Here is a 16,575-nt window from a genome sequence, read left to right on the forward strand (position 1 = left end):
CCGTTCGCCCGATCACGTGACCACTGTCGCCCGCGTGTCTCAGGGGCGTCGGTTCTGCCGGAAGTTCCAGTCCAGGCGGAGGATCGCGATGTCGTCGGTGTGACGTCCGGCGTTGAGGGCCTGTGCTTCCTTGACGAGCCGGTCGACGTGCGCCGCGGGGTCCGCCGGCAGTCGGCGGTCGATGAGTCCGAGCAGCCCGTCGACTTCGAGGCGGCCGGTGGGGGTGTGGTCGTGCCCTTCGGTGAGGCCGTCGGTGTACAGGGTCAGGGCACCGGTCTCCGGGAGCGGGATGACGGTGGCCGCCCAGTTGCGGAGTCTGGGTGCGAAGCCCAGGGCGATGCCATGCGCGGCGGCCACTTCCCGGGTGCCCTCGGCGGTGGTGAGGAGGGGCTCGTGGTGGCCGGCCAGGTGGACGGTGGCCGTCGCGGCGGCCTCGTCGAGGGTCAGGATGGTGCAGGTGGCGAACATGGGCAGATCGGCGCGTTCGGCGATCAGGATGCGTTCCATCAGATGGAGGAGGTCCGTGCCGCGGTGTCCGCCGAGGATGAGGGTGCGCCAGGCGATGCGCAGGCAGACGCCGAGGGCGGCGGCGTCGGGTCCGTGTCCGCTGACGTCGCCGATGACGGCGTGCAGCAGCCCGTCGTCGCCCTCGACGACGTCGAGGAAGTCGCCTCCGAGCAGGGCGTGTTCGGCGCTGGGGAGGTAGCGGGTGGTGACGGTGACCGTGGAGGTGTCGAGGATGGGGCGGGGCAGCAGCCCGCGTTCCAGGCGGGCGTTCTCCTCCGTCCGCAGGCGGGTGGCCTGGGCTTCGGCGGCGGCCTGCTCGGTCTGGCTGCGGTAGACGGCGTAGCGAATGGTGCGGTGCAGGAGGTCGGCGTCGACCTTGCCCTTGACGAGGAAGTCCTGGGCGCCTGCGGCCATGGCCTCGGTGCCGGCCTGCGCCTCGGACAGGCCGGTCAGGACGATGACCGCTGTGTGGGGGGCCAGGCTGCGGACGGTGGTCACCGCGTCGACGCCCCAGATGTCCGGCAGGTGCAGGTCGAGGAGGACACAGTCGATTCGGCGGGCGGCCAGTTCGACGCGGGCCTCGGCGAGGGTGGTTCCAGTGGTCGATTCGAACCGCATTCCGGTGTCGTGGAGGAGTTCCTCGACGAGCAGGGCGTCGCCCTCGTCGTCCTCGACGAGCAGGATGCGATAGAGGGGCTCGTCGGGGGAGCCTGCCGTGGCGTTGGTCATGGTCGCGGCTCCGCTCCGGCGCGGACCGCCTCGGGCAGCGCGTCGGGTCCGGGGCGTTCGGCGGGCGCGGGCGCCAGGGTGAACGAGATCCGCGCGCCGTCGCGGTAGTCCGGGTCGATGGCGACGGTTCCGCCGTGGAATTCGACGATCTTCTTGACCATGGCGAGGCCGATGCCGTTCCCGGAGTAGACGTCCTTGGTGTGCAGGCGCTGGAAGATCACGAAGACCTTGTCGGCGTACTCCGGGGCGATGCCGATCCCGTTGTCCGTGACGGTGAACCGCCACAGGTCGCCCTCCTGCGCCGCCGCCACGTGGATGCGCGGTGGCTCGTCCGGGCGGCGGAACTTGACGCCGTTGGCGATCAGGTTCTGCCAGACCATGCCCATCTGCGTGGGGTCGGCGACCAGCGTCGGCAGCGGATCGTGAGTGACCTGTGCTCCACTCTCCTCGATGGCGACGCTCAGCGCGGACAGGGTCCCCTCCAGCGTCTTGTCGAGGTCGACGCTCTGGTTCGTCGTGTGGACGCGTCCGACACGGGAGAAGGCGAGGAGGTCGTTGATGAGGGTCTGCATGCGGTTCGCGCCGTCGACGGCGAAGTCGATGTACTGGTCCGCCTTCGCGTCGAGCTGTCCTCCGTAGCGGCGCTGCAGGAGTTGGGTGAAGCTGGAGACCTTCCGCAAGGGTTCCTGGAGGTCGTGGGAGGCCACGTAGGCGAACTGTTCCAGCTCCGCGTTGGACCGCTGCAGATCGGCGGCCTGCGCGTCCAACCGCAGCCGGGCCGCTTCGACGAAGGCGAGCTCCCTCACCAGACGCCGGCGCATGAAGTCGATCTCGCCGCTGAGGCGCCGCAGGTCGGCCGGGCCGCTGGGAGTGATGGGGTGCTCGAAGTCTCCGTCGGCGACCGCCCGCGCCTGCGCACCGAGTTGCTCCAGGGGCATGTTGATGCCGCGGCGCAGCCCCTCGAAGACGAGCGCCGCCAAGAGCACGATGACCAGGGCGATGGCGGCGAACAGCCAGTTCCGAAGCGTCAGCGTCGCCAGGAGGTCTTCCCTGGCCCGTGCCCGCTCCTCGCGCAGGCGGTCCTGCTGCGCGGTCATGGCCGCCCGGACCTCGTCGAAGGCGCTCTTGCCCTCGACGGCGCGTTCGGCGACCAGTGGGGAGGGCGTCCCCGGCGGTGAGGCGGCGATCGGCTGCGCGATCCGTTCCCGCCACCGCTCCAGGCGCTCCCGCACGGTTCCCAGATCCTTCAGGGCCGCGTCGTCGCCTCGCAGGAGTTCCACGAGACGCGTGACGTCCGCCTCCTGTTCGGCGAGGCCCTGCCGGTAGGGGGTGATGAAGTCCGGGGTTCCGGTCAGTCCGTAGCCCCGGATGCCGGTCTCCTGGTTGAGGACCGCGGATTCCAGGCGCAGTGCCGTGCTCAACGCGGGGGAGCGTACGTCGACCAGGTCGTCGCTGATGGAGGAGGTTCGCCCCAGCACCCATGCTCCCGTGGTTCCCAACAGGGTGAGGACCACCAACGACGCGGCCACCCCGACACGCAGCCAGCGCCGGGTCGTCCACGTGGAGAGCCGCCTCGCGCGCGGCTGCCCTCGATCGCCGGTCATCGTGTGAACTCCTCGTCGCGAAAGCCGCCTTGGACAAGGGACGGTTTCCCTACTCTAGAGGGGAGGCAACCCGTGTTGTCGCGAGCCCGAGCGGGGCCCTAGGGTGCCGGGTATGCCTGGCAAGAACTTCGTGTTGCGGACCACACCGCGGGAGACGGCCGCCGTCGCGGACGCGGCGGTCGCCGACCTCTCGCGGCGCCTGGCCTACCGACTGCTGGAAGTCCCCGAGGACCCGGCGGCGAACGATCCCGCGCAGGCCCTCGCCCTGCTCCACCTGCTGGACCAGTTGCAGGAGGCCACCGAACGGCTCCAGCGCGAAGCCGCCAAGACGGCCGCCCGAGCGGGGGCCGGATACCCGCAGATCGGGGCTGCCTGCGGGATGACCCGCCAGGGAGCCCGGCGACGTTGGCCGGGGCTCTTCAACCACACCGACGAAGCCCCCGCGGAGCAGCCGATGACCATCAGCCCGGCACGTCCCTTCGACGTCCTCCTCGTCGAGGACGACATGGCCGACGCCCTGCTCATCGAGGAAGCCCTCTCCGAACGCGGGGCCCGCAACCTCGTCCAGGTCACCGACGGAGTCGCGGCACTGGAACACCTCCGCGCCCCGGGCAGCGTCCGCCCGGACCTGATCGTCCTGGACCTCAACATGCCGCGGATGAACGGGCGCGACCTGCTCAAGGTCCTCAAGGGCGACGAGGACCTCCAGACCATCCCCGTCGTGATCCTGACCACCTCCACGGCCCCCGACGACGTCGCCGGCGCCTACGGCAGCCACGCCAACGCGTACGTGAACAAGCCGGTCAACCTGGAGGATTTCGAGCGGGCCGTCCAGAGCATCGACGCCTTCTACCTCGACACCGCCACCCGACCGCCCCGCCCCTGAGGCCCCCACGCGGCCGCGTTGCCGTTCCGCCCGCCGCGGTACCGGCGCGCGAACGCCCCGTGACCTCGGCGATCCGAGATCACGGGGCTGCTCGGGCTTCCGGTCCGAACGGCCACCGGCCGGCGGCTGTTGGCTACCGGCTGAGCGACTTGAGCGCCGCCGCGTCGTACGGCTTCAGCTCGTCGAAGCGGTTGCCGAGGACCTTCGCCGCCCACTGCGGGTCCTGGAGCAGTGCCCGGCCGACGGCGACCATGTCGAACTCCTCGCGTTCCATGCGGTCCAGGAGGTTGTCGATGTCGCCGAGCGCCGCACCCTCGCCCGCGAAGGCGCGGATGAAGTCGCCGTCGAGGCCGACCGAGCCGACGGTGATGGTCGGCCGGCCGGTGAGCCTCTTGGTCCAGCCCGCCAGGTTCAGGTCGGAGCCCTCGAACTCCGGGACCCAGTAGCGCCGGGTGGAGGCGTGGAACACGTCGACGCCCGCCGCCGCCAGCGGTGCCAGGATCGCCTCCAGCTCCTCCGGGGTCTGCGCGAGGCGGGCGTCGTAGGCCTCCTGCTTCCACTGGGAGTAGCGGAAGATCACCGGGAAGTCGGCCGGGACGCGTTCGCGGACCGCGGCCACGATCTCCGCGGCGAACTTCGTACGGGCCACCGCGTCGCCGCCGTAGGCGTCGGTGCGGCGGTTGGTCCGCTCCCACAGGAACTGGTCGAGCAGGTAGCCGTGGGCGCCGTGCAGTTCGACGCCGTCGAAGCCGATCCGCTCGGCCTCCGCGGCGGCGTCGGCGAACGCGCCGATGACGTCGTCGAGGTCGGTGAGGGTCATCGCCTTGCCGGTTCCCTCGGTGCCGTCGACGCGGATGCCGGAGGGGCCGACGGCGGGGGCGTCGGCAAACGGTGCCTCGCCCTGCTTGCGCACCATGCCTATGTGCCACAGCTGGGGAACGATCGTGCCGCCCGCCTCGTGCACGGCCGCGGCGACCTTCGCCCACCCCGTCAGCTGCTCCTCACCGTGGAACCGCGGGATCCGGTCGCTCTGCCCGGCGGAGTCGTGACCGACGTAGGTGCCCTCGGTGACGATCAGGCCCACCCCGGCCGCGGCCCGGCCGGCGTAGTACGCCTGGACATCCTCGCCGGGTACGCCGCCGGGGGAGAACATCCGCGTCATCGGCGCCATCGCGATGCGGTTGGGGACGGTCAGGCCGTTCAGCTTGATCGGCCGGGACAGGATCTCGGCCGCGCGGGAAGCGGTGGACGTGGTGCCGGTCATGCGGATCCTCCGGAGTGAGGCTGTGGCTCGTCGGACGGCAACGAGAAGTGCATAGTACACACACTGTGTATCATGCATATTGCGGCGTTCGGCCCTCGTGCGGCGCCACCCACCGGCGAGCCGTGCCGGGGGCCGCCGGTCCCCGGGCACACAGGTCCGCGATAATGGGGCGCCGGAAAAAAACGGGAGGCGCAGTGCTGGAGAAACTGGAGCGGGAGCTGATGCTGCTCTCGCGGCACCAGGTGCTTGCCCGGCGCGAGCGCGACCCCGAACGCCTGGAGCGGTCGGCGTACGTGCTGCTCAGCCGGATCGACACGGAAGGCCCCATGTCCATCGGACAGTTGGCGGACGCCTTCGCGCTCGACACCTCGACCGTGAACCGCCAGACGGCCGCGCTGCTGCGCTGCGGACTGGCCGAGCGCGTCGCGGACCCCGAAGGCGGCATGGCCCGCAAACTGCGCATCACCGTCGAAGGCGGGCGTCGGCTCGCCGAAGACCGTGAGGTCAACCGGTCCTGCCTGGCCCGGGTGGTCGCCGGCTGGTCCCCTGAGGAAGTGCGGGAGCTGGAGGACGTCCTGGTCCGGCTCAACCGCAGCGCGGAGGCCCTCGAAGGGCGGTTCTGGCCGCGCACGGAGGAAGGCGGCGAGCGCACCGTGTGCCGGCCACCGGCCCCGCCCGAATCCCTGACCGCTGCTCCGCGGGAATCCGTGACTCCCGCCCCGTAGGCACGCCCGCGCCCCGCCCCGTGGAACGGCCGCACATCGGGCGGCGCCCGGGTCGGTCAGTGGGCGCGCTCGCGCACCGGCGGGCCACCACGCTGCACGAGATCAGTCCTCACTCGTCCGAGAGCGCGCCGTGCGCGACCCCTCGGCCATCGGCCGGCCGGCCCCGCGCGGTGGCTCCGGATCGCGGGCGGCCCGGCTGGGCACGAAGGGCGAACGGTGCGCCCGCCTCTGCCGCGATGCGCTTCGCGCCGGTGGCCGAATAGCCGTGGCGGCGCAACGGCACCGTGGCGGCTCCCTGGATCCCCGGCTCACGTGTCCGACGGATCCCCGGCTCGCGTGTCCGACCGCCCCGTTGCGTTCCGCCGCTCTTCGCTCCAAGATCACAGTGGAACCATCCATCACGAGGGGGTCGCGATGCCCAGGGTCGCGTTGTCGTCCGGACCGATCGACTTCCAGGACACCGGTGGGGAAGGGCCTGTGCTGGTGTTCTGCCATGGCCTGCCGATGAACGAGACCCAGTGGCGCAAGGTGGTCCCGCGGCTGGACGGATACCGCTGTGTCCTGCCCACGCTGCCCCTCGGCGGTCACCGACACCCGATGAACCCGGATGCGGACCTGTCCCAGCGCGGTGTCGCCCTGCTGCTGGGGGAGTTCATCGAGGAACTCGGTCTCGACGAGGTGACTCTCGTGCTGAACGACTGGGGTGGGGGCCAGTTCCTGGTGTCGGAAGGGCGGGCGCAGCGAGTCGCGCGCCTGGTGCTGGTGGCCTGCGAGGCCTTCGACAACTTTCCCCCGGGGCCCGCCAAGGCCGTGGCCCGGGTGTGTGGGGTCCCCGGCGGCGTCCGGCTCCTGACGAGGCTCATGCGCATTCCCGCGTTCCGCCACAACCGGGGCGGATACGGCGGGATGAGCCTGCGCGGGATCCCCGACGCGATCATGGATGACTGGTTCGCTCCGGCCACTCGAAGCAGGGCCATCCGCAGGGACTTCGCGAAGTTCGCCACCGGGGCGCCGAACCGAGAGACCCTGCTCGCCTGGAGCGAGCGCCTGAGCGACTTCGATCGCCCCGTACTGGTCGTCTGGGCCACCGAGGACCGATTGATGCCACGCGAGCACGGCCCCCGGCTGGCCGCGCTGTACCCGCAGGGTCGGCTGATCGAGATCACGGACTCGTCCACCCTGATCCCCGAGGACCAGCCGGAACGACTCGCCGAAGTGCTCACCGACTTCCTGATCCGGACCGGAGCGGAGCCGATTCGGCGCGTCGACTGAATGCGAGAGCGGTGGTCGGAGCCCGGCAAGGCGATCGACACGACCATCGCCGACGCACGGGCCTTCCTCGTCGCTCGTGTCCCGACCACGCTGGTGCCCTGCCTCACCGCGTCGCCGCGCCCTCCGGGGCTTCGCGATCACCGGCGGCGCGGGCGGCGACTGCACGGTGATGTGCGACGGGATGACTGGTTCCCGTCATTTGTCCGCTGTGGGCAGCCTGCGAAGTCCGTCCCCGTCGCATGGACCCCATGCGCCTTTCCCTGCGGCAACAAGGGCGTCGCACCTCCAAACCCCTCCCCATAAGCGGGTGCAGAATGACCGGATCGTTGCGGCAAAGTCATGGTGACTATTCCTGCACTGCTACAGTTTTCCACCCGTACATCTTTCGGCCCCGGCTCGGGCGCCGCTCGGGGTGATGCGGAGGGTGGCGAAAGGGGGCCGTGTTATCGGGGGCGTCGGCTTTCGTGCGCCGTGTGGCATTTTCATCGCCGGGGAGCGCCTCCCCCTTTTCGATGTCTCTGACGTGCAATAGGTGAGACCGGGAGTTCGCGCGCCCGCCGGCGTACGCCCCGGCGCGCCCTGCACCCCTTCCACCAGGCTCTTACGGAGGTGTCCTTGTCCGTTCAGCACACTCGTTCGATGCTCGCGCGCGGCCTGAGCGTTCTGCGTTGCTTTCGTCCGGGCGAGCCGGAACTACAGCTGTCTGAAATAGCGCGCAGAGCCGATATGCCCAAGGCGACCGCGCATCGGATCATCTCGGAACTCGTCGAGGAAGGAATGCTGGAGCGGGGTGAGAGGGGCTTACGGCTGGGTGTCTCTCTTTTTGCGCTGGGCGCGCGCGTTCCCCGGCAGCTCACGCTGCGGAGCCTGGCCTTTCCGTATGCGGAACAGCTTCATCATGTCACTCGTGGGAGCGCGTTCATTTTCATTTCCGACGCGACCGGCCCGGACGCGGCGTTGGTGGACGCGGTACGCCGCGCCCACGGCGCGGGCGCCGAACTCGGAGTCGAGGAAGAGGCCCGTGCGTCGGTGCAGGCCGCGACCAGGATCTTCCAGGCGTTCTCGGCCGGTCCGCCCCTGCCCTTCTCCGCCGCGTGGGAGGAAGGGGAGGGGGAAGCCGGACGGGTGCGGCACCAGGGCTTCGTGGCCGTGCGCGGGGCGAACGGCGCCGTCGGCATCGCGGCTCCCGTGCTCACGGCGTCCAGCACGGCGGTGGGCGCCTTGGCGGTCACCGGTCCACAGGGGCGGCTCCAGGTCGTCGGGGCGGTCTCGCACCTGAGGGCGGCGTGCGCCGCCGTCTCCCGTGCGCTCCAACGCACCCCCGACATGGCGCCGGCCCATTGAGGGCCGCATGAAGGCCGTATGAAGGCCTGCTGAGGCGAGCCCTGTCGTACCCGTGCGGGCCCCCTCGTCGCGCGGGTACGACAGGGCCGCCGAGGACCGCCGCCCCGAAGAGCCGGCCATGCCGTCGTGGACGCCGTGCCCGGGAATCGGGTGCCCCACGTCAAGCCCGTCGGGCCGTGATCAGCGCCGGCGACAGCCGGGCCGCCAGGAACTCCGTACGGGCCGCGTCCAGGGTGTCGCGGATGAGATCGGCCGACGCGGCACCGTAGATGCCGGCCACACTGCCCCGGAAGATGCGCACGACCTTCAGGCGGTCGGTGAGCAACGCCACCGCCCACCGCGTCAGGTCCAGGTGGACCACATCCGCGAAGCCCGCGTGCTCCAGGTCCCGCAAGCGGACAGCGACCGGGGTCGTGAAGAACACCCCGCGCGGGTGAGTGGCACGGAACGCCTCCGAGGGTTCCTCGCCACCGGGCGTCAGGCTCACCTCCTCGGTCAGGACGAGCAGGCCACCGGGACGCAACAGCCGTCCGGCCTCGCGCAGCACCTCGCCGGGCGCGGGGAAGTGTGGCATCGATCCCGTCACCCACACCACGTCCAGCGAGCCTCCGGCGAGGGGGACGGCGGTGGCGGACGCGCAGATGTCGGTCATCCCGGTGCGCCCCTGCGCGCGGTTGATGCTCCGGCTGACCGCGCAGTGTTCGAGGACGAGGTCCACGCCGTGCGCGCGCCGTACGGAGAGCCCGCCGGCGGTGATCCTGTCCACCGTGTACCGAAGCGCTCCGCCGAAACCGCTGCCCAGTTCGCACACGTCCAGTGGGCCCGCGCCGTGGGCGATGACCGCTTCGGCGACCACGTCGCAGCCCTGCGGCCCGAAGTGGCCCATCTGGTCGAGGCCCAGCAGACCGGCGGGGCCCTCCTCGCCGCTGAACTCGACGATGGAGCGTTCGGTGCGCTCCCAGTCGTGCAGCGCGGGGAACAGCTCCCGGTGGTAGCGGGACTGGGCCCCCCGCTGCCCGGCGGGCGGGCCGGCTCCGACCGTGGCCCCCGCCCCCCGCCGCGGCCCCGGCCCCGTGTGGTGTTCGGTGCCGTGGCGGCCGGTGCGCGGGCCGGTTCCGGTCATGGTGACGCTCCTCGACGGGTCCGTACGGTGGTCGCCGCGCGGAGCGCGGCGAGGGGGATCGATCCTGGCCGTGGCCCCGCCCGGCCGGCACGGGACTCCTGGCGGGCCGCCGCCTAACGTCGCCGAGGAGGCCTGAACTCGGCGGGTACGGCGGCGCACACGGCGTCCAGGATCGCGAGGGCCTCCTCGACCTCGTCGTCCGAGGCGACCAGCGGCGGGAGCAGTCGGAGCACCTCCGGACGCCCCAGGCACGGCGAGACCACCAGCCCCTTGCGGCCGAGCTCCATCAGCACGTCCCCGGCCGCCGCGGCAGTGGCGAACTCCACGCCCCACATGAGCCCCCGGCCCCGCACCCGCGTCACCAGACCGGAGTGCCGGCCGCCGATCCGTGCCAAGCCGTCGGCGAGCAGACGCTCCAGCACGGCTCCGCGCGGGGCGAGTTCCTCCACGGCCGCGAGAGTCGCGAGGCCGGCGGCCGCACCGAGCGGATGGCCGGAGAACGTCGTGGTGTGGGCGAACGGGTCGGCCGTCAGCGGGGCGTAGAGCTCCGGCGTGGCCAGCACCGCGGACAGCGGCTGCACACCGCCGCCGAGCGCCTTGCCGAGGAGCACCGCGTCGGGACGCACCCCCGCGTCCGTACTGACCAGCCGCGGTCCGCACCGGCGCAGCCCCGTCTGGATCTCGTCCGCGATCACGAAGGCGCCGTGCGCGTGCGCGGCGTCGGCGAGCGCCCGCAGGAAGCCGGGCTCCAACGGCCGTACCCCGCCCTCGCCCTGAACCGGCTCGACGAGCACGGCCGCCACCCCGTCCCCCGCAAAGGCCGCGGGTATCGCCGCCGGATCGGCCGCGATGTGGGTCACGCCGCCCAGCAGGGGTTCCAGACCGCGCCGGTAGCGCCCGTTCCAGGTCGCGGCGAGCGCCCCGAGGGACTTGCCGTGGTAGGCGCCCTCGATCGCGATCACCCGGCTGCGGCCCGAGCCGAGACGGGCCAGCTTGAGGGCCGCCTCGACAGCGTCGCAACCGTTCAGCCCGAGCCACACCTTGGTCAGCCGTCCCGGATCACCCCAAGCCGCCAGCCGCCGGGCCAGTTCGGCGGTCGTACGGTTGGCCAGGACCCGGGTCGACACCGGCATCGCATCCAACTCGCGGCGCACGGCGGCCAGGACGGCCGGGTGGCGCTGCCCGAGCAGGGTCACGGCGTAGCTCCCGAAGTCCAGTGCACCACGGCCGTCGGAGAGCAGCAGGCGGGCGCCCTCGCCGCGCATCTCGATCGCTCCGGAGCCGTTCATCCCGTACATCAGGGCCAGTTGCGGGGACTGATGGCTGCGCGTCGCGCCGAGCGCGCCCCGGGCGGCTCCGAGTCCGTCGCTCGCGGTCATCGGTTCCGTCCTCTCCTGGCCCGTCCTCCACGATCCGAGGCGGGCACGATGGGAATCCGTCCAGGGACGGTTCTATCGCCCCGCTCCGCCGCTGAGAAGCCGCGTTCCGGCTGCCGGAACGTTCGTTGCCGGGATCGCGCACCCCTGAAAGGCTGGAGGCGGTCGAGGGAGTTCCGATTCCACACCCGACGTGACCAGGAAATCCGGGGACGTCCTCCGAATTGCTTCCGGGGGATCGTCCGGCCCCCCCGACGCCCTGCCGGCAGCCGCGTGGAAAGGTGCACCGCACTCCATGGAGACCACTTCGGCACGTGCCGACGCATTTCCCGATCCGGGAATCCTGGAAGACCGCTTGGCCGCCTTTCTGGACGAGCGCGGAATCACCCGGGACGCGGTGCTGCGGGAGGCGGACCAGGGCGTGGGCAGTCCGGCGCTCGCGGTCGCCGCGGGATCCGTGCTCGCCGGATTCGGCAACGTGCGCAGCGACCTCGATCTCTTCGTCCTGGTGGAGAACGACCGGCTCACCCGCTTCCCCATCCAGTCGCACGAGCACGGCACGGTGATCGACGTCAACGTCCGCCGGGCGAGCGCCGTCCGGGAGACCACGGTCGACCTGCGGGGCCGGCCCTGGCCCCGGTTCGCCTCGGTCGGAGAGTCCGGCTGGAACCACCGGCGGCGCGCCATCAACACCATGAACCGGCTCGCCCTCGGGCTGCCGCTCGTCGCCGCGTCCCCCTGGGACGCCTGGCACGCCGACCTGCGCGGCCCCTGGCACGCCGCCGTGGTGGAACAGTGGTGGACGGTGGAGGCGCACCGGCTCGCCCAGGCAGCCCGTTGGCTGCGGGGCGCCAAGCCCATGGCGGCGGCGGCCCGCGCCCGGGAGGCGGTGGTCGCCGCGCTCAACGCCAGGGCGGCGGCCGGCGGGCAGGTCTACTTCCCCGCCAAGTGGGTGGGGGAGAAGCTCAAGGCGCTCGACGACGCCGAGGGCCTGGCCGTTCTCGGCGACGCACTGGCCCCACCCCTCGACCCCCGGGAGAGGGTCCCGCACTGCCTCGGCCTCGTCGACCGCCTGGCCGGCGCACCCGCCCCGCTCCACGCCGTGCTGCGCTGGTCCACCGGTGTGGGCACGACGGTCCTGGACGACCGCACGGTCGTGGACCGATGGCAGTTGCGCGCGCTGGAGGTGCCCCGGTCGGACCTGCCGCACGAGGACAGCGACGAGGTCGTCTGGTCGGGTCCCGCCGGCTCCGCGCTCCCCGACGACCTGCTGCCCCTGTTCGCAGGCGACATGCTGTGGCTGGGCGTGGCCCACCCCGGCCCGGAGGTACCCGCGTGACACCCCCCGGCACCACCGCCCCGACCGGCCCGGCGCCGGACGAAGCCGTCCCGACCGACCTGCGCCGGCTCCTCGCGTTCCGAGCCCACGGCGCCGCCCGCATGCTGCTCGGCTGCCGTGCCCGTCTGGAGGACATCGAGGGCGCCACCGCCGCGGGCCAGACCGAGGTCGCCGTGCTCATGGCCTACGAACTCGTACAACTGTCGCTGTCCGTACGAGGGCTGCGCACCGAGGGCGAACTGAGCTACGGACGCGACGAGGCCGCCTCCGACCCCTTCGCCGGCGTCCCGGCCGACCAGGTCGAGACGGGGCTGCTGCTCGCCGCACAGGGGCGGCAAGCCGCGACCGGCGACCCCGGGCCGGGCGAGGAATGGCTGGACAGGCTCCGGGAGCACCTGCGGGACACCGAGGCCCTGCTCGGATACCGCGAGCCGCTGCCCGACGTGCGCTCCGGCAGCGGACTCATGAAGGGCTTCAAGCTGGCCCGGACCTGGCAACCCCACCTCCAGCGCGTCGGCCTCCCCGACCTCCTGCCGGAAGCGTGGACGCGCCGTGTCGACTGACCCCGTTCCCGCGACCACCCCGGGCGGCGCACCCCCGCCGCTTGCCCTGCGCGGCGTCGGCAAGCGGTACGGCTCCGCGACCGCCCTGGACGACGTGTGCCTGCACATCGCCGAAGGCGAGATCGTCGGCCTGCTCGGCCACAACGGCGCGGGCAAGACCACGCTCATGTCCCTGGTGGCCGGACTGCTGCGGCCCGACGCCGGGGAGATCGAGGTACTGGGCGTCTCCACGGCCCGCGAACCGCGCCGGGCGCGTCTTCGCCTCGGCCTGGCCCCCCAGGAACTCGGCGTGTACCCGCCGCTGACCGTACGGCAGAACCTCCGCTTCTTCGCGGAACTCGCCGGGCTGCGCCGCCGGGAGGCGGATCGGCGCATCGAGGAGGCCGCCGAACCACTGGGCCTCGCGGACCTGCTCGAACGCCGCGTCGGCGGGCTCTCCGGAGGCGAACAGCGGCGCGTACACACCGCGATGGCCCTGCTGCACCGGCCGAAGCTCCTCCTGCTCGACGAACCGACGGCCGGCGTGGACGTGGAGACCCGGGCCCGGCTCATCGCGCACGTCCGTGAGCTGGCCGCCGCCGGTACCGCCGTCTGCTACTCCACCCACTACCTCGGCGAGGTCGAGGACCTCCGCGCGAGCGTGGCCGTACTCGACCACGGCCGTCTGGTCGCCCGCGGAACCATCACGGACCTGGTGCGCGACCACGGCGACGGGGCGGTCGAACTCACCTTCTCCGGCACCCCGCCGCCCCTGCGCGTGCCCTGGCCGGTGACCCGCGCCGACGAGATGCTGCGCGTGCACGCCCGGGAGCCGCACCTCGCAGCCCCCGAGGTGCTCGCGGCGCTCGGCGACTCGCTCCCGCGGCTGGTCAATCTGCGCGTCCTGCGGCCCAGCCTGGAGACCGTCTTCCTGGCCCTGACGGAGCGAGGCGGGGCCGCAGCGTCGGGCCTTCGGCACGACGTGGGGAACGGGGACGGCCCGAAGCCGCCGACCGACAGGACCGTGGAGGCGGGGCGCCATGGGTGACGGGTCACCGAGCCGGATCGCCGCCTTGGTCCGGCAGGACGTCAGACTCCTGGTGCGCGACCCGGCGCCGCTGGTCGTCCGTACGGTCATGCCCCTGCTGATCATGGGTTTCATGCAGCCGCTGTTCCGCGCGGCGCTGCGGGCCGGTGACCTCAAGGACGCCACCGGCGCCGAACAGGGCGTGCCCGGCATGGCGGTGATGTTCCTCTTCTTCCTCGTCACCGTCGTGGGCTTCGCGATGTTCCGGGAACACGGCTGGAACACCTGGGACCGACTCCGGGCCGGCCCCGCACGACCGTTCGAACTGGTCGCGGGGCGGATCGTCGTACCCCTCGCGGTCGCGGTGGTGCAACTGGCCGTGGTCTTCGCGGCGGGCGGCCTGCTGTTCGGACTGCGGGTGCGGGGCTCCTGGACCGCGCTCGTCGTGGTGGGGGTGCCCCTCGCCCTGTGCGTGGTCCTGGCCGGCATGGCGCTCGTGGCGCTCTGCCGCACCATCGCGCAGCTCAGCGTGTTCGCCAACCTCCTCGCCCTGCTCCTCGCCGGCCTCGGCGGCGCCCTGACCCCGCTGTCCGCGCTACCGCAGTGGGCGCGCCCGCTCGCCCCCGGCGTGCCCAGCTACTGGGCGATGCGCGGCTTCTCCACCGTCATCATCGACGGCGGCGGCGTGCGCGCCGTGCTGTTCCCGGCCGGAGTGCTGTGCGCGTTCGCGGCCGGCCTGACCGTCGTGACCCTGCTCTTCTTCCGGGCCCACCACCGCAAGCTCTCGTGGTCGTGAGGCCGTGCCGCCGAAACCGCCCACCCCGACGACGTCCGAGAGGAACACCATGCCCGCCGTCGTGGTCTTCGACTGTTTCGACACCCTCGTCCTGTCCCGCCCGCTCCCGGGCGCGGAGCACTTCACCGCCTGCGTCACCGACGGGCTCGTCCTGGACCCGCGGCGGGCGGCGGAGGTCGTGCGGTCGGTCTTCGACGCCATCCTCACGGCGATGGCCGACCCGCTCGCGCCCCAGCCGCCGACCCTCGACCTGCTGGACACCGCCCTGCGGGAGCGGGGCGAACCGAGGGAGACCGCCGATCTGGAGGAGGTGCTGTGGCAGGCGCTCGGCTGCGCCGACCCCGGCCAGTACACCCTGTGCGCGCCGATGGCGGACGCGATGGCCCGCGCCGCCGCCGCGGGCCACACCGTCCGCCTCATGTCCAACTGCTACCTCCCGGGCCCCCTCATGCGAAGGCTCCTGCACGGCCTGAGGGTGCCCGAGGTGTACGACCGGGCCCTGTTCACGGCGGACGGCGGACCGAAAAAGCCGGACGCCCGCGCATTCCACCTCATCGGAGAGGGCGTGTTCGAACGGCGCGTGATGGTCGGGGATTCCGCGGAACTCGACATCGAACCCGCCCGCGCACTCGGCTGGGACACGGTGCACGTGAATCCCGAGCACCCCGATCCGGCTCGGCTCCTGGCCCTTCTGGAGCTCTGAGAAACGCCTCCTTTCGCCGTACCGGAGAATGCGGACCGATTCGTGTTCCGCACAAAGAAACACTTGCTGATAAGACAGCCGCCGTCTGATTGTGTTCATCCCGTACCGATCGACGATCCGTACGGAACCGAACCCGAGGGGAGAGGCATGACCAATGCCGCCGCAGACGCGACGGACCGGGACGGCCACGGCGAAGCCCCCCACCTGTCCCTCCTGAACGCCGGTTGGAGCACGCTCTGGACGCCGGTCCCGCCCCGCGAGGGCGCCTCCGGAGCCGACCGCATCCGCGACCTCTCCGCGAACGGCTACGCGGCCCTACCGATCCCCCGGGAGTTCGGCGGCGCGGGCGCGAGCCTCGTCGAAGTGGCCGCCGCCCAACGTGCGTTGGGCATGGTCGACCCGTCGGCCGCGGTCGCGCTCAACATGCACGCCTTCACCGTCGGACTGATGGCCGACTACTGGCGGCGCCACCGGGACTCCAGCTGGATGCTGTTGGAGGGGATCGCCCGGACCGGCGCCCTCGTCGCGTCCGCGTTCGCCGAGCCCGGAGGCAGCCCCAACTTCATGAGCAGCCGCTCCCAAGCGGTCCCCACCGGCAAGGGGTACCGGGTCTCGGGGACGAAGTTCCCCTGCTCCCTCGCCACCACGGCCACCCTCGTGTGCCTGACGGCCCGGGTCACCGGGACCGACGACACGATCCTCGCACTGTGCCCCCGCTCGTCCCCGGGCCTCACCGTCGAGGGGGAGTGGTCCTCGCTCGGCATGACCGAGTCGGACACGGCCGGATTGGTCCTGCGCGACGTGGAACTGGACGACCGGCTCGTCTTCCACCGGGGCCCCGCCGACGTCATCGACGACAACGTGATCTCCGGGATGGTCTGGTTCGCGGTCCTGCTGAGCGCCACGTACCACGGGGTCCTCAGCGGGCTGCTGGACGTGGCGTACGGCCAGGTCATCCGGGCACAGACCCACGGCCCGAGGACCGCCCTCCTCGGCCGCGCCACCCGGGAACTGCTGACCCTCGGCGGAGCCTGCCGCCAACTCGCCACGGATGTCGCCTCCGGCGCGGTCGCGGGGCGGGCCGCGCTGGCCGCCGCCGTCGGTCTGCGGGCCTCGCTCAGCGACACCCGCGACCGGGTGCTCGCCGCCGTCACACCCGTCATCGGCAGCCGCCTGTACGGAAGGGGGCAGGCGGCGGCCTCCCTCCTCGTCGACTCGCTCGCCGTCCACCACCATCCGCCGTCCCTGCTGACGTGCGACGACGTGGTCGGAGCCTTCTGCACGGGACGTGAGATCAGCTTCGATCCGGCCGCCTGAGCCGCCGGCCCCTGCCCGAAG

General features: G+C 72.2%; 15 protein-coding genes. 10 read left to right on the plus strand and 5 right to left on the minus strand.

Features of this window, described 5'->3' with window-relative positions; translation table 11 throughout:
* Window positions 1-39: 39 nt before the first annotated feature.
* Both ACQEVM_RS16870 and ACQEVM_RS16875 read right to left on the minus strand, forming a co-directional pair.
* Complete coding sequence (locus ACQEVM_RS16870; RefSeq protein WP_433079499.1) at window positions 40-1,236, minus strand: PP2C family protein-serine/threonine phosphatase; 1,197 nt, start codon at window positions 1,234-1,236, stop codon at window positions 40-42.
* Entirely contained in the window at window positions 1,233-2,840 is a 1,608-nt protein-coding gene (locus tag ACQEVM_RS16875; RefSeq protein ID WP_433079501.1) for a sensor histidine kinase, read from the minus strand. The genes ACQEVM_RS16870 and ACQEVM_RS16875 overlap by 4 nt, the downstream gene beginning before the upstream one ends.
* A 112-nt stretch (window positions 2,841-2,952) precedes the next feature.
* On the opposite strand from ACQEVM_RS16875, the gene ACQEVM_RS16880 reads away from it, so the two are divergent.
* Window positions 2,953-3,726 carry a response regulator gene (locus ACQEVM_RS16880; protein ID WP_433079503.1) on the plus strand — a complete coding sequence of 258 codons (774 nt, stop codon included), beginning with the start codon at window positions 2,953-2,955 and terminating at the stop codon, window positions 3,724-3,726.
* Window positions 3,727-3,859: 133 nt separating this feature from the next.
* On the opposite strand, the gene ACQEVM_RS16885 is transcribed toward ACQEVM_RS16880, so the two are convergent.
* On the minus strand, window positions 3,860-4,990 hold the full coding sequence (locus ACQEVM_RS16885) for an NADH:flavin oxidoreductase (RefSeq protein ID WP_433079505.1): 1,131 nt from the start codon (window positions 4,988-4,990) through the stop codon (window positions 3,860-3,862).
* 164 nt (window positions 4,991-5,154) lie between these two features.
* Here ACQEVM_RS16885 and ACQEVM_RS16890 point away from each other — a divergent pair, with 164 nt between their 5' ends.
* The 3 genes from ACQEVM_RS16890 to ACQEVM_RS16900 all read left to right on the plus strand — a co-directional run bounded on the left by ACQEVM_RS16890 (window position 5,155) and on the right by ACQEVM_RS16900 (window position 8,331).
* Complete coding sequence (locus tag ACQEVM_RS16890; protein WP_433079507.1) at window positions 5,155-5,715, plus strand: MarR family winged helix-turn-helix transcriptional regulator; 561 nt, start codon at window positions 5,155-5,157, stop codon at window positions 5,713-5,715.
* A gap of 414 nt (window positions 5,716-6,129) precedes the next feature.
* Window positions 6,130-6,987 carry an alpha/beta fold hydrolase gene (locus tag ACQEVM_RS16895; RefSeq protein WP_433079509.1) on the plus strand — a complete coding sequence of 286 codons (858 nt, stop codon included), beginning with the start codon at window positions 6,130-6,132 and terminating at the stop codon, window positions 6,985-6,987.
* A 639-nt stretch (window positions 6,988-7,626) separates the two neighbouring features.
* Window positions 7,627-8,331, plus strand: coding sequence for an IclR family transcriptional regulator (locus ACQEVM_RS16900; RefSeq protein WP_433079511.1), 705 nt, complete (start codon window positions 7,627-7,629; stop codon window positions 8,329-8,331).
* A gap of 160 nt (window positions 8,332-8,491) precedes the next feature.
* On the opposite strand, the gene ACQEVM_RS16905 is transcribed toward ACQEVM_RS16900, so the two are convergent.
* Window positions 8,492-9,454 carry a class I SAM-dependent methyltransferase gene (locus tag ACQEVM_RS16905; RefSeq protein ID WP_433079513.1) on the minus strand — a complete coding sequence of 321 codons (963 nt, stop codon included), beginning with the start codon at window positions 9,452-9,454 and terminating at the stop codon, window positions 8,492-8,494.
* Between the two features lie 113 nt (window positions 9,455-9,567).
* Window positions 9,568-10,833 (minus strand): aspartate aminotransferase family protein, encoded by a 1,266-nt coding sequence (locus ACQEVM_RS16910; protein WP_433079515.1) that lies wholly within the window; start codon window positions 10,831-10,833, stop codon window positions 9,568-9,570.
* A 292-nt stretch (window positions 10,834-11,125) separates the two neighbouring features.
* Between ACQEVM_RS16910 and ACQEVM_RS16915 the strand changes: the two genes are divergently transcribed.
* The 6 genes from ACQEVM_RS16915 to ACQEVM_RS16940 all read left to right on the plus strand — a co-directional run bounded on the left by ACQEVM_RS16915 (window position 11,126) and on the right by ACQEVM_RS16940 (window position 16,554).
* Entirely contained in the window at window positions 11,126-12,169 is a 1,044-nt protein-coding gene (locus tag ACQEVM_RS16915) for a hypothetical protein (RefSeq protein ID WP_433079517.1), read from the plus strand.
* Entirely contained in the window at window positions 12,166-12,732 is a 567-nt protein-coding gene (locus tag ACQEVM_RS16920; RefSeq protein WP_433079519.1) for a hypothetical protein, read from the plus strand. Before ACQEVM_RS16915 ends, ACQEVM_RS16920 begins: the two co-directional genes overlap by 4 nt.
* Window positions 12,722-13,759, plus strand: coding sequence for an ABC transporter ATP-binding protein (locus tag ACQEVM_RS16925; protein ID WP_433079521.1), 1,038 nt, complete (start codon window positions 12,722-12,724; stop codon window positions 13,757-13,759). Before ACQEVM_RS16920 ends, ACQEVM_RS16925 begins: the two co-directional genes overlap by 11 nt.
* A complete protein-coding gene (locus ACQEVM_RS16930) occupies window positions 13,752-14,534 on the plus strand; it encodes an ABC transporter permease (protein ID WP_433079523.1) in 783 nt (260 codons plus the stop codon). The genes ACQEVM_RS16925 and ACQEVM_RS16930 overlap by 8 nt, the downstream gene beginning before the upstream one ends.
* A 49-nt stretch (window positions 14,535-14,583) precedes the next feature.
* Entirely contained in the window at window positions 14,584-15,237 is a 654-nt protein-coding gene (locus ACQEVM_RS16935) for an HAD family hydrolase (protein WP_433079525.1), read from the plus strand.
* Between the two features lie 147 nt (window positions 15,238-15,384).
* Entirely contained in the window at window positions 15,385-16,554 is a 1,170-nt protein-coding gene (locus ACQEVM_RS16940) for an acyl-CoA dehydrogenase family protein (RefSeq protein ID WP_433079527.1), read from the plus strand.
* Window positions 16,555-16,575: the final 21 nt, after the last annotated feature.

Source organism: Streptomyces sp. CA-243310 (genome assembly GCF_050936775.1).
GTDB lineage: Bacteria > Actinomycetota > Actinomycetes > Streptomycetales > Streptomycetaceae > Streptomyces.

Bases quoted from the DNA above. Each gene is read 5' to 3' on its own strand.
- ACQEVM_RS16870 (WP_433079499.1), bottom strand. From the start codon at position 1,236: ATGACCAACGCCACGGCAGGCTCCCCCGACGAGCCCCTCTATCGCATC.
- ACQEVM_RS16875 (WP_433079501.1), bottom strand. From the start codon at position 2,840: ATGACCGGCGATCGAGGGCAGCCGCGCGCGAGGCGGCTCTCCACGTGG.
- ACQEVM_RS16880 (WP_433079503.1), top strand. From the start codon at position 2,953: ATGCCTGGCAAGAACTTCGTGTTGCGGACCACACCGCGGGAGACGGCC.
- ACQEVM_RS16885 (WP_433079505.1), bottom strand. From the start codon at position 4,990: ATGACCGGCACCACGTCCACCGCTTCCCGCGCGGCCGAGATCCTGTCC.
- ACQEVM_RS16890 (WP_433079507.1), top strand. From the start codon at position 5,155: ATGGGGCGCCGGAAAAAAACGGGAGGCGCAGTGCTGGAGAAACTGGAG.
- ACQEVM_RS16895 (WP_433079509.1), top strand. From the start codon at position 6,130: ATGCCCAGGGTCGCGTTGTCGTCCGGACCGATCGACTTCCAGGACACC.
- ACQEVM_RS16900 (WP_433079511.1), top strand. From the start codon at position 7,627: ATGCTCGCGCGCGGCCTGAGCGTTCTGCGTTGCTTTCGTCCGGGCGAG.
- ACQEVM_RS16905 (WP_433079513.1), bottom strand. From the start codon at position 9,454: ATGACCGGAACCGGCCCGCGCACCGGCCGCCACGGCACCGAACACCAC.
- ACQEVM_RS16910 (WP_433079515.1), bottom strand. From the start codon at position 10,833: ATGACCGCGAGCGACGGACTCGGAGCCGCCCGGGGCGCGCTCGGCGCG.
- ACQEVM_RS16915 (WP_433079517.1), top strand. From the start codon at position 11,126: ATGGAGACCACTTCGGCACGTGCCGACGCATTTCCCGATCCGGGAATC.
- ACQEVM_RS16930 (WP_433079523.1), top strand. From the start codon at position 13,752: ATGGGTGACGGGTCACCGAGCCGGATCGCCGCCTTGGTCCGGCAGGAC.
- ACQEVM_RS16935 (WP_433079525.1), top strand. From the start codon at position 14,584: ATGCCCGCCGTCGTGGTCTTCGACTGTTTCGACACCCTCGTCCTGTCC.
- ACQEVM_RS16940 (WP_433079527.1), top strand. From the start codon at position 15,385: ATGACCAATGCCGCCGCAGACGCGACGGACCGGGACGGCCACGGCGAA.